At 69.3% G+C, this 12,377-nt stretch carries 7 protein-coding genes; 3 read left to right on the top strand and 4 right to left on the bottom strand.

Features of this window, described 5'->3' with window-relative positions; all coding sequences use genetic code 11:
- Positions 1–479: 479 nt before the first annotated feature.
- Positions 480–1,979 carry an NsdA family TPR-like regulatory protein gene (locus tag QOZ89_RS05785; protein ID WP_312623173.1) on the top strand — a complete coding sequence of 500 codons (1,500 nt, stop codon included), beginning with the start codon at positions 480–482 and terminating at the stop codon, positions 1,977–1,979.
- A gap of 373 nt (positions 1,980–2,352) precedes the next feature.
- On the opposite strand, the gene QOZ89_RS05780 is transcribed toward QOZ89_RS05785, so the two are convergent.
- The 3 genes from QOZ89_RS05780 to QOZ89_RS05770 all read right to left on the bottom strand — a co-directional run bounded on the left by QOZ89_RS05780 (position 2,353) and on the right by QOZ89_RS05770 (position 8,213).
- A complete protein-coding gene (locus tag QOZ89_RS05780; RefSeq protein ID WP_312623172.1) occupies positions 2,353–6,369 on the bottom strand; it encodes a TIR domain-containing protein in 4,017 nt (1,338 codons plus the stop codon).
- Between the two features lie 714 nt (positions 6,370–7,083).
- Positions 7,084–7,569 (bottom strand): hypothetical protein, encoded by a 486-nt coding sequence (locus QOZ89_RS05775; protein WP_312623171.1) that lies wholly within the window; start codon positions 7,567–7,569, stop codon positions 7,084–7,086.
- On the bottom strand, positions 7,566–8,213 hold the full coding sequence (locus QOZ89_RS05770) for a recombinase family protein (protein WP_312623170.1): 648 nt from the start codon (positions 8,211–8,213) through the stop codon (positions 7,566–7,568). The genes QOZ89_RS05775 and QOZ89_RS05770 overlap by 4 nt, the downstream gene beginning before the upstream one ends.
- 418 nt (positions 8,214–8,631) lie before the next feature.
- Between QOZ89_RS05770 and QOZ89_RS05765 the strand changes: the two genes are divergently transcribed.
- On the top strand, positions 8,632–10,302 hold the full coding sequence (locus QOZ89_RS05765; protein ID WP_312623169.1) for a toll/interleukin-1 receptor domain-containing protein: 1,671 nt from the start codon (positions 8,632–8,634) through the stop codon (positions 10,300–10,302).
- A gap of 433 nt (positions 10,303–10,735) precedes the next feature.
- Here QOZ89_RS05765 and QOZ89_RS05760 read toward each other — a convergent pair whose 3' ends face one another.
- The gene (locus tag QOZ89_RS05760) at positions 10,736–11,254 is read right to left on the bottom strand and encodes a TrmH family RNA methyltransferase (protein ID WP_071052412.1); all 519 of its coding nucleotides are present in this window, start codon (positions 11,252–11,254) and stop codon (positions 10,736–10,738) included.
- Positions 11,255–11,519: 265 nt separating this feature from the next.
- On the opposite strand from QOZ89_RS05760, the gene QOZ89_RS05755 reads away from it, so the two are divergent.
- The gene (locus QOZ89_RS05755) at positions 11,520–12,155 is read left to right on the top strand and encodes a Clp protease N-terminal domain-containing protein (protein WP_071052413.1); all 636 of its coding nucleotides are present in this window, start codon (positions 11,520–11,522) and stop codon (positions 12,153–12,155) included.
- Positions 12,156–12,377: the final 222 nt, after the last annotated feature.

Here is a 12,377-nt window from a genome sequence, read left to right as displayed (position 1 = left end):
CCCCAACCCACACCCGAGCTGCCGCGACAACGCCACCCCGTCCTGCCCCAACGGCGCGAGCACCGGCAGAACCACCGGACCACCCACACCCCCACTCCACTCAAGAATGACCGCCGTCGTCACCGCGCCTCCCCACGTCAGGCCGAGCGCCCACGCCAGGCAGCCGGCTGTCAGGCCGGCCCCGGCCGGGGGATCGACGCCAGCCCGACCGGAACCGACACTCCGTACGATCCGGCGATCTTCCGAGCAATCCGAGGGCACGAGAGGGGGCACGACCAGCGACCTGCACGGGCGACCGACGGCGACACCACCGCCTGGGTGGCAGGCAAGCCCAGTCCACGGGGCAGATTGGGGGGCAGAACAGGGGCAGTTACGACGGCCATGCTTCTTTTCGCACGGCCAGAGCGAATCCACCGGTGTAGTTGTCTAATCTCGCTGTGCGACGATCAGGAGTGACAGCGCCGGAAAGGGGAAACGCCGTGCGCGAGCCCAACAGACAGCTGCGGCAGGCACGGGAACGGACCGCCTCCCCGCACCTGCCCGGACAGCCGCTGTCGCGTCAGGAACTGGCCGAGCTGCTCAACATCGCCGTCTACCAGGCCACCGAGCGCATCTGCGCGGTAGACGCCCACTACATCGGCAAACTCGAACGCGGCACCGTGCGTTGGCCCCATGCCGACTACCGCGCGGCCTTACGCCTCATCCTGCACGCGGCGACGGACGCCGAACTCGGATTCCGCCCCCACCGCCGGCCGACCGCCGCCACCACGAACCTCATCCCGCCCGGGACAGGCCCGAGACCGGCCGCGCTTCCGACTGGAACGGAGCGCAGAACGCCGCGACGGCAGGCTCGTACACTCAGACACGAGCGGGAACTACCGGCCGACGCCGGAATAGAGCAGTTGTGGACTTCCAGCGGGCTCGCTGCCGCGTTTGAGGAGGTGGCGCCGATGACTGGCTCATCGTGGGAGCGCCGCCAGTTCCTCGCCCTGTCCGGCGTGGCGCTGGCCACTGCGGCGCAGGAATGGCTCCTCGCCGACCCGGCCCGCATCGTCGCCTCACTGGCCGGGAAACGCGTTGACGCGGGAGTCGTGACCGATCTGACGATCACGCTGGACGCGCTTCGCCGCCTGGACGACAAGCTCGGTGGCCAGGCCGTCCATGGCATGGTCACCGAACAGCTTCGCCTCGTCGTCCGGCTGCTCCGCCACACCAGCTACACCGAGGCAGACGGCCGGAGCCTCTACGGCATCGCCGCCGAACTCGCCCGCCTTGCCGGCTGGACCAGCTACGACGCCGGACACCACGGCACCGCCCAGCGCTACTACCTCGTCGGCCTCCGTGCCGCCCACGAAGCCGACGCCCCCGGCATCGCCGCCAACATCCTGCGCTGCATGGCCGACCAAGCCCGCACGACCGGCGACCCCCGCAGCGCCGTGGACCTACTCCGCTCAGCGCGGGCAGGAGCACGCGGACGGCTGACCGCCACCGAACAGGCTGTCCTCTTCGCCGGTCTCGCGCGTTCCCACGGCCGCGCCCATGACCAGTACCAGGCCAAGAAGGCCATCGATGCGGCCTACCAGGCGATCCAGACAGCGAACCCCGCCGAGGACCCCCCGTACATCTACTGGGCCGCCCCCTCTGAAATCGCTTTCGCCGCCGGATCATCACTGCTCTACGCTGACCAGCCCCACGCCGCCATCCCGCACCTGCGATCGTCGGTCGAGCAGACCGGGGACGACATGCCGCGCGAACTGCTGGAAGTACGCGTCAGACTCGCCACCGCCTACACCGAGGCCGGCGACCCTGACCAAGCAGTCGCCATCGCACGCGAAGCCATCACCACGGCCGCCGTACCATCCGCCATCGTGAGCACCCGCCTCGCGGAACTATGCCAAGCCCTCGACGCCGCAGGCCACCCCGAAGCCGAAGACCTCGCCGAGCACGCCCGATCGATACCCGGCAACAAAGACATGTGACGCGAAGGCAACGCTGACAGACCGCGCAGAACACCGACATGCCGGCATCCCGAGGCGCCAACGCCAACGCAATGTCGAGTCGCAGCTGACGCTTGACGGGTTCTGCCTCAGGTGACGATTGACCAGCGATCTATAGCGTTGGTCGCGCGAGACCCCGGCGGCCTCCCTGACAGGCAGGATCGCCGATGAAATAACGAACAACCGATGATCATCGATGGAGGGTGCAGGAGGGCGCAAGATGCGGACCGCCGTGCGGGCCCGCCGCGAGTGCCGAGTTGTTCGTTCCGGGGATCGAGTGCCGAGCCGACATCCCAGCGCAGCGCCGCACATCGTGCATGCACGCCTCACCGCCAACTGACTGCACCTGGCGCGATCAGCCTTCCCGATTGCCAACAGTCGCGTCGGCAATCGTCCGTATCGCATCCGGGCTCACCTCAGCGACTACTGAGAGCGGCAGACCGGTCCAGTTGCCAATACCGAGAGCTTCCCCGAGCAGACGAGTAGCCAAGGCGCGGTTACCGGCTTGGGCAAGGGCACCGGCCACGTCCGCCAGCGCTCGGGCCTGGAAGTGTGGGTCGGTGATGTCGCGAGCAAGCTGCTCGGCGCGGACGTGTTCACCGGCCTGAGCCAGGGCGTTCGCCACATCCGCCAGCGCTTGGGGCCGAGAGTGTGGGTCGGTGATGTCGCGAGCAAGCTGCTCGGCGCGGACGTGTTCACCGGCCTGAGCCAGGGCGTTCGCCACATCCGCCAGCGCCAGCGCCTGGGGTTGCGGACTGGCGACGTTGCGCGCAGCTTGCTCGGCGTCGGTGATGATCTGCAAGGCGCGGGCCCGCTCGCCGACCTGGGCGAGGGCGCCCGCCACGGCCGCCAACGCCAGCGCGCGCGCCTGGGCATGCGGACTGGCGATTTCGCGGGCGAGCTGCTCGGCGCGGACGTATTCACCGGCCTGAGCCAGGGCACCCGCCACGTCCGCCAGCGCCCAGACCTGGGCGTCTGGGTCAGTGATGTCGCGGGCCATCCACTCGGCGCGGACGCCTTCGCCGGCCTCAGCGAGAGCGATAGCCACGCCTACCAGCGCCCAACCCTGGTCGACCGGGTTGGTGATGTCGCGGGCGACTTGCTCAGCATCGGTGGCGACCTGCTCGGCGCGAGCCTGCTCGCCGATTTGGGCGAGGGCGCCGGCTACGGCCACCAGCGCTTGGACCTGGCCCCGTGAGTTGGTGATGTCGCGGGCGACTTGCTCAGCATCGGTGGCGACCTGCTCGGCGCGAGCCCGCTCGCCGGCCCGGGCAAGGGCGCCGACCACGTATGTCAGCAGTTGAATTAGTTGCTCCGGGTTGGTGATGTCGCGGGCGACTCGCTCAGCATCGGTGGCGACCTGCTCGGCGCGAACCCGCTCGCCGATTCGGGCGAGGGCGCCGGCTACGGCCACCAGCGCTTGGACCTGGCCCCGTGAGTTGGCGATGTCGCGGGCGACTTGCTCAGCATCGGTGGCGACCTGCTCGGCGCGAACCCGCTCGCCGGCCCGGGCAAGGGCGCCGGCTACGTCCGCCAGCGCCCCGGCTTGGGAGTGCGGCTCGATGATGTCGCGGGCGAGTTGCTCGGCGCGGACGTATTCACCGGCCTGAGCAAGGGCGCCGGAGACCTTCGCCAGCGCCCTGGCTTGGGAGTGCGGCTCGATGATGTCGCGGGCGAGTTGCTCGGCGCGGACGTATTCACCGGCCTGAGCAAGGGCGCCGGAGACCTTCGCCAGCGCCCCGGCTTGGTTGCCTGGACTGGTGATGTCGCGGGCGAGTTGCTCGGCGCGGACATATTCACCGGCCTGAGCAAGGGCGCCGGCAACGCTCGCTAGCTCCCAGGCGTGGTCCCAGATGGACGTTACGTCGCGAACTGTCTGCTCGGCGTCGGCTGCGACTTGCGCAGCGCGGGCCAGCTCACCGGCCTGGGCAAGGGCGTCGGCCACGTTCGCCTGGGCCTGAGCTTTAGAGTGCGGGTCGGTGATGTCGCGGGCGAGCTGCTCGGCGCGGACGTATTCACCGGCCTGAGCAAGGGCGTCGGCCACATACGCCAGTGCCCAGCCGTGATCCTGCTGGTTGGTGATGTCGCGGCCGACTTGCTCGGCGTCGGAAGCGACTTGCACAGCGCGGGCCAGCTCACCAGCCTGGACGAAAGTGACGGCTACATTCGCGAGCCGCGAGACTTGATCTTCCGGATTGGCAATGCTGCGAGCAACTTGCTCAGCGTCGGTGATCACCTGTACAGCGCGAGCCTCCTCACCGACCTGAGCAAGAGAACCGGCCAGCTCCATCAGTGCCCGGGCCCGCGAACTCGGATCGGCGATGCTGCGAGCAACTTGCTCAGCGTCGGTGATCACCTGTACAGCGCGAGCCTCCTCACCGACCTGAGCAAGAGAACCGGCCAGCTCCATCAGTGCCCGGGCCCGCGAACTCGGATCGGCGATGCTGCGAGCAACTTGCTCAGCGTCGGTGATCACCTGTACAGCGCGAGCCTCCTCACCGACCTGAGCAAGAGAACCGGCCACCTCCATCAGTGCCCGGGCCCGCGAACTCGGATCGGTTATGCCGCAGGCGAGTTGCTCCGCGCGGGTCGCATGGCCGAGTCGGGCCCAGACAGCGGGCAGGTGAGTAGGGATGTTGCTGTTACGCTCCGCGAGCCGTTGCCTGTGAACGGCCAGCCGGGCCATTAGCGGCAGGTCGGACGACTCCTGAGCGCGGATCGTGTTCTGGGCGTCGGCGATCTCGGCTAGGGCGGCGGCGTCTCCGCCGGTCAGGTCGAGCATCCGGTCGTGGCGTTGCTGGTCGGTGGCGCACTCGACGGCGCGGGTTAGGTCGCCGGTTGCCAGCAGCAGCCGGTAGTAGCCGCGAAGCAGGTATTCCGGAGTGTCTTGCGGCCACTGCCGCTGCCGATATTCGCGCGCCCAGATGTGGAGCCGGTCCCGGTAGGCGGCGAGATTTCGGGGCCCATAGGCGCGGACGGCGTCCTGTTGGAGTTCTTCATGGCCGAGCAGGTAGACCATCGCGCCGTTCGAGCTCCAGTTTGGTGGCCGGCTGGCGAAACTGCGACCGGCGACAGTGGACAGCAGTTGTTCGATATCCCATTCAGTCACCTCGGTATCGGTCGAGAGCTCCTCCAGATCACGGCCCGACAGACCGCCACCGGCAGCAGTCACCAACCCCAGCAGTTCCCGCTCCAGCGGACCACCGGTTCGGAGTCGGTGCAAATCAGCCTGCATGTCCGCCCTGATTGCCGCAGCATAGGCCGACCGGCTCAACGTTCGGATGACGCCCGGGTCACGCAACGGGTGGCCGACGGGCACGTCGCCAGGGATTGGCGGGTCCGGGCGGCTCGCGACCACCACCCGCGCTCCATGCGGTGGGCTGGCGGGGAGTAGCCCGGCGATGCTGCGCGCACCCGGCCCGATCACCCCCCGGTCCTCGTCCAGTCCGTCCACGGCCAATATCAGCCGTTGCCCCTGTTCCTGACATGAGGCAGCGGCGTCCGCGAAAAATTTGAACCACAGCCGTTCCCGGCGGCCCGGATCCTGGAACGGTGGCACCGACTCTCCGAGGATGTCGGCGAGTTGTTCGGTGACGATCTCGACGAACGCGAGTCGGTCGCTGTTACCGGCATACCGGGCGGTAATGAAGAACGACACTACCCGCACCCCTGCTGGAGGATCCAGCACGAAGCTGGACATCAACGCGGACTTTCCTGTCCACGCCGCCGCTCGCCACCATACATACGCAGGGTCCGTGGCATCGTCTGCGGCGGTGCAGAACTCGGCCAAGCGTGCGAGTTCTGCTTCTCGGCCGACCAGGCACGGCGGAGCGATCTGGCGCACCTGCTCCAAGTAAGCCGATCCGGCCGCCGGAGCACGGGCCGCCAGGTTCAGGGGCGGGAGCTGTGTTATCGTGTCCGACGCAGCCGCCACAGGGAACACGGGCTCACATTTCGGCTTTCCCCGGCGCCCAGCGATCGCGTTTAGCAACCGTTGACGGGCCACATCTCGTTCGATGCCGAACAGGTCCACCGACACGACCTGACGCAGGAGCCCAGGTCTGTCGCAGTCCTCGATTCGGACGACCAGCAACAGTCGATTTGCACCCGCCGGATCAGCCGCCCACACGGCCTGCCACTCCTCCGTCGCGAACGCCGACTTCAAATAGGCATCCGACAGCACAGCCACTGTCCGTCTGCCACCAGCTACTGCTCGATGCATCTCACCAACAAAATGCGACCCAGCCCCGAAATCCCACGCCTGAATCAGCGCCTCGTACCCCTCAGCCTCCAATGTCCAGGCAATCCACTCCGCCCACCCGACATCTACGCCCGAGTACGACACAAAGAAGCGCTGCGCCCCGTCGACCATGCCCCCACCGACCACACGATCAGCATCCCACGCCGCCAGGGGACCAGCGCACTGCACGGGCAGTCCGCCCGGAGGGCACTTTCGCCGATGATCGCCATCGCAGAGTTTCTCTACGGTTTCAAGGGCGGCCTTCGGCCGCCGTGGCGGGCTGCGCCGTGCCGCCGCACGCGCCGCGCGGGGGCGGGGCCCGTCAGCCCCGCCGCGCCGCCGGGGCCCCGCCTCGCTTCGCTCGGCACCCCGGGCACGTCGGGTCTGCCACCCACCCCCGCGCGTCGGAGCGTCGGCCCGTCGCACCCCACCACCAGGACGGTGAAGGCCACCGCGGATTCCGTCAGTAGGCAGCGCGATACCGCGGGCATGACAGCGAGCCGGGCGAGTCCGGTCTAGTGCTCGGGGGCCAGCCCCCGAACCCCCGGCCGCCTCCGGAGAGGGGGCAGGGCAGGGCAGGAGTCCGCGTGTCTCCTCCGGTGAGCAGGCACCCAGAGGGTTGCCACAGGAACCCCGACCGCGCAAGACCGCCACCCGACCCGATGAGCGCAGGGAACGCCGGGCGGATCTTGCACGGCCGAGAACCCTGCGGCAAAGCAGAGCTTGCCTGCCCACCGGAGAAGCCCCGCTCAGCCGGGGGTATGACGGGGCAGAGCCCCGAGGCCCCGGACATGGCGACGGCCGGCAACCCTGTGCAGGATCGTCGGCCGCCGCCGTCCACCTGGACTACGAGTGGTGTCGATCCGATCGGCAGCCGCACCGGCCCCGCGTTCCGTCGCGTAGCAGGCCCGCCAGTGCGACGACCGTTTCGGGAGCTTCCCGCCTGACCAGGTCGAAGACACGGGCCCCGATCGCCGAGTCCGCCGCCGCCGAGATCAGTTCATAGGCCGCGACCTGGTACGGAGTCAGGCCACGGTCCGGCACCGCCGCCACGTCCGGCACCCAGCCGCCAGGCAGCGTCACCGCCTCCCGCCCACCGCCGAACCCACCGGACGGCGCCGCCGGGTCGGGGACGCCGTCGGGGAACCTGCGAAACAGCAGCACCACCCCCGCCTGCCGCGCGGGCATGTGATCGACGAACGACGCCGGGGGAAGCCCCGCCACGACCGTGCCGATCTCCGCCGGAGTCGCGCCCGCCTGTACTTCCAGGCCGTAGCCGCGCTCTGGCAGCGTCAGCGCCCGGACCAACGGCCAGCCGTTCCCGCCGCTCACCGGGACGCCGCCGCACGGGCCTTGCCCACCACGGGCGGGCCGATCAGGGAGTCGACCAGCCCAGCGCCGATCCAGTCGCCGGTGTCGATCCCGTCGCGGGCGATCAGGAGCCGTACCCCCGCGTCGCGCAGCATGCCCAGGACCCGCATCCGCCCGGCCTCAGTCGCCGCCAGCCGATCCCACGTGTCGACCACGACCACGTCATAGGTGCCGTTCTGCACGAGCCGGATCACCGCCGACCAGGCACGCAGCCCGTCACCGATCTGGCCGACCGAGCCGCCCGCCGTCCAGCCCCGCGCCACACACGCCGCCGTGAACACCGCATGCTGAACCGGCAACTCCCGCGCCGAGCCGGGCGCCTGACGGGTGAAGTTCACCGCCCGCATCCCCAACGCGGCGTAGTCCGCCGCCGTGGGCAGGTTCCGCGCAACAAGCGCGATCTTGTCGAGCAAAGACAACGACGACGGCGAAGCGTGGCCGATCGTCCCATGTGGCAGAATCGCCATCAGGTTCCACTCCTTGTTCAGGCAAGGTTTGGGATCTAGGCCCGGGATTGGTGTTGACGCACCGTCCCGGGCCGCCTTATTGAGTTTTTCTTTCACCTCCCATTGTAAACGGCCCCGCCGGCAAATGCAGCCGAACACGGGAATCCCTGCCGCAGCCATTCACGGCAAGATCAAAAGAATTGCCCGTAAAGGCCCCTGAAATGTCCGTGGGCAACATCGACTTTACGCCTACATTCCCATACCGGGCTAAACGATCATCGGAGCTCAGGGGTTAGCCCAGCCACCCGGCGGACACGGCCGGGCCGCGACCCGAGGGCAATGCCCACCAGGACTACGCCCACCGCGACCGCGACTGACCGGCCGGACGCCCGCACCCGCCGACACGACAACGGGAGCGAGCCCGAAGGCCGCTCCCGAGATGCTTGCTCCAGTTAGCGCAGGTCGGACGTTGCTACGACGCACTGCTCGCGTAGGCGACGACGTTCTAGAGCGTACGGTCGTGGGTCCCTCGCCGCCGCGTGACGGGTGGTTGGCGTGTGGTGGGAAGATCGGAGACGTGACGGCTTCGGGGGCTTCATCACACACGGGCGGCTGGGACTTTTTCGTCTCGTACACCGCCGCGGACCGGCGGTGGGCCGAGTGGGTGGCCTGGCAGTTGGAAGACGCGGGCTACCAGGTACTGATCCAGGCATGGGACTTCGTCCCCGGATCGAACTGGCAGATCAAGATGAACGACGGCGTCCGCCGCGCCACCCGGACCATCGCAATCCTGTCCGGCGCTTACCTCACCTCCGTCTACGGCCAAGCCGAATGGCAAGCCGCCCACGCAGCCGACCCCCACGGCTTCGCCCGCAAGCTGCTACCGGTTCGCGTCGACGACTGCGACCGCCCCGGCCTACTCTCCGCCGTGGTCTCCATCGACCTGTTCCCCCTCGCCCAGGACGACGCCCGCGGACATCTGCTCGACCGGATCGGCCACGCCCTCACTGGCCGCGCCAAACCGACCAACGCCCCCGCCTACCCCATACCCCCGCGCCCCGCGCCGCCGATCAGTAAACCCGCCTACCCACCGCCACCTGCACCGGCACCGCCACTTGCACCGGCATCGGCACCGTCGGTGCTTACCGGCGGCCGCCCGCTCGGCGAGCCCCTCACCGGCCACACCAGCTCCGTGTTGTCGGTGGTGTTCGCAGCCGACGGAGGCACTCTCGCTACCGGCAGCCGCGACGGGAGCGTGCTGCTGTGGGACCTCTCCGAACCGGCCAACTCTCACCGGATCGACCCACCTCTGACCGGCTACACAGACTCCGTGTTGTCGGTGGCGTTCACAGCCGACGGAGGCACTCTCGCTACCGGCAGCCGCGACGGGAGCGTGCTGCTGTGGGACCTCTCCGAACCGGCCAACTCTCACCGGATCGACCCACCTCTGACCGGCTACACAGACTCCGTGTTGTCGATGGCGTTCACAGCCGACGGACGCACCCTCGCCGCCGGCAGCCGGTACGGGGGGAGCGTGTGGCTGTGGGACCTCGACTACCCCGTCAACCCTCGCCCGCTCGGCCAACCCCTCACCGGCCACACCGGCGCCGTGTTGTCGGTGGCGTTCTCGGCCGACGGACGCGCCCTCGCTACCAGTGGCCGCGACCGGACGGTATGGCTGTGGGACCTCTCTGGCCGCACCGACCCTCACCCAGTCGGCCAGCCCCTCACCGGCCACACCGACGCCGTGCGCTCAGTCGCGTTCTCGGCCGACGGATGCACGCTCGCCACCGGCAGCACCGACCAGACGGTGCGGCTGTGGGACCTCTCCCGCCCCACCGACCCTCACCCAATCGGCGAACCCCTCACCGGCCACACCGACGCCGTGCGCTCAGTCGCGTTCTCGGCCGACGGATGCACGCTCGCCACCGGCAGCACCGACCAGACGGTGCGGCTGTGGGACCTCTCCCGCCCCACCGACCCTCACCCAATCGGCGAACCCCTCACCGGCCACACCGACGCCGTGCGCTCAGTCGCGTTCTCGGCCGACGGATGCACGCTCGCCACCGGCAGCACCGACCAGACGGTGCGGCTGTGGGACCTCTCCCGCCCCACCGACCCTCACCCAATCGGCGAACCCCTCACCGGCCACACCGACGCCGTGCGCTCAGTCGCGTTCTCGGCCGACGGACGCACCCTCGCCACCGGCAGCGACGACGGGACAGTGTGGCTCTGGCAAATGAACTAACCAGCAGACCTCACGGCCGAGACGGCCTCCGTTGCTGCTATCCACCATTTGCGGAGGCGTCGACGGACCAGAAGCAGCGTGCCACCACCATCAGTGACGCAGGTCATATGTGTCCCAAGGGAAAAGCAGCCATGGGCTGGCCTATCTGACACACATCGACAGTGGTGCCCCGAAGCGTGTCAGCTCAGCCTGTCTATGGGCTGGCCTATCTGACACGAATCGCTGTCGGGACGGAGCCGGGTCGGGAGGGCACCCGCGGCGGGCCTGGGCAATCACCCTGGCCACCCGCGATCGCCCGCCAGCGACCACCTGAGCCGTACATGCACGACTACATGATGTAGCCGTTGGGCGAGACGGTAGCCGCCAGGCGCGTTGCGGCGCACACCGCCATGATCGTGGCGGGCGGAGGCCACGGCTGGCTGGGGCGTCAGCATCAGAGGAGACCTGCGAGCCGGTAGAGGACGAGCGAGCCGGCGACGGCGACGTTCAGCGAATGCCCGGTGCCCACCATGGGGATCTCGACGACGGTATCCAGCAGGGGCACAGCCTCGTCGGGGATCCCGGTGCCTTCGTGGCCGAGCACCATCACAGTGCGACCGCGCGCCGCCGGCAGGTCGCCGAGGCGGACCGAGCCCTCCGCGAGTTCCACTCCGACGATCGCGGTTCCGGCGGCGCGGTGGGAGGCCAGCCAGTCGAGCGGGTCGGCCACGCGGTGGACACACGATCGGTGACGCAGGGTGTTTCCCTGAGCGAGTGCCTCGGAGATCCAGTGCGGCCCGCGCGGCACGGCGAGACAGGCCCCGACGGCGTCGCAGGTTCGCAGCAACGTGCCCAGATTGACGCCGTGCTTCGGCCACAATGGCGCGGCCAGCAGATGGTTCCAGCAACGATGTGGCCGCTGGCGGCGAAGCCGACGCAGCTCGGCCGGCGTGCGCACGGATGCACCGCTCATGCGGTGACGAGGAGCGCGGCCCCCTTGCACATGGGTGACGTCATGCGATCAAAGGTACCGCGCGCCGGCGCTCGGTGGCCCCCGGCGAGGCGCCCTCCCGCCGAACGTCTCCGCGGGACTGCGGGGCCACGGCCTCCGCACCGCGCGCGACGGGCATTTCAGCCTTAACGGCCACATGGGGCCCCGCCGTCCACGAGAATGGAATAACAACAAACGATCAACTTCATCGGGCGGTCGGGGGGACGCCGCGCCGGGGAGCTCACCGATGCATGACCTGTTCAATGACCCTGCCCGCCGTCTGCTCACCGTCGCTCAGGAAGAGGCCCTCGACCTCGGCCACGAACAGATCGGCACCGAACACCTGCTGCTCGCCCTGCTGAACCGGCGGACTGGCGCCGGAGCCCGGGTGCTGGCGTCGCTCGGCGTCACGCTGGAACACGCCCGCTCCGCGGTAGAGGCCGTCGTGGGCCGCGGCCTCGCCAGGCCAGCCACGATGCGAGGAAAGGCCCGGCGAGACCGTCGCCCGTCCTTCACTCAGCGGGCGGAATGGATCCTGGAACGCGCCCGGCTCGAGGCGAAGACGGCCGACCACGCCCACGTCGGCCCGGAGCACATCCTGCTCAGCCTGCTGCGCGAGGACGGGGGCGAAGGCGCCAAGATCCTCGACCGGCTGCGGCTCAACCGGGAGGAGGCCCGCCGGCGGACGCTGGTCGCACTGGGCGTCCTGCCCTATCCGGGCCCAACCCTGCTCGACTCGGTGTCGGGCGACCTCGACGCCCAGATCGCGGCCCTGCGCGAGGCGAAGGACGAGGCCCTCGACAACCGCGACTTCGCCCTGGCGGTCGAGGTTCGCCAAAGTGAGCGAACCCTGCTCGCGCAGCGCGCCCGTGCCACCGCCTGATCCTCGGAGACGGCCCGACCGTCGCCGAGGACCGGGGAGGTCCGTCGCCGAAGACGGATGCGGTCGCGGATCAACCTCGCCCATGGTTTTGGTGTAGTTTGTGCCCTGCCGGCCCGGCACGCGCGGCTCCCCCCGTTCCGCGTATGCCGGGCCGGTGCACGTCCGACGATCCCTCGGCCGCACCAGCCGCATCGGCTGCACCAGCGGCACGGGCCGGGTTGG

This window comes from Pseudofrankia coriaricola, from assembly GCF_032027725.1.
Classification (GTDB): Bacteria; Actinomycetota; Actinomycetes; order Frankiales; family Frankiaceae; genus Pseudofrankia.
Note: the sequence above shows the minus strand (reverse complement) of the source record. Positions and strands in the feature narration are given on the sequence as shown.

What these genes read in the sequence shown, in the direction of transcription:
- QOZ89_RS05760 (WP_071052412.1), bottom strand. Translation starts at nt 11,254, where the DNA reads ATGAGCGGTGCATCCGTGCGCACGCCGGCCGAGCTGCGTCGGCTTCGC.
- QOZ89_RS05755 (WP_071052413.1), top strand. Translation starts at nt 11,520, where the DNA reads ATGCATGACCTGTTCAATGACCCTGCCCGCCGTCTGCTCACCGTCGCT.
- QOZ89_RS05780 (WP_312623172.1), bottom strand. Translation starts at nt 6,369, where the DNA reads ATGGTCGACGGGGCGCAGCGCTTCTTTGTGTCGTACTCGGGCGTAGAT.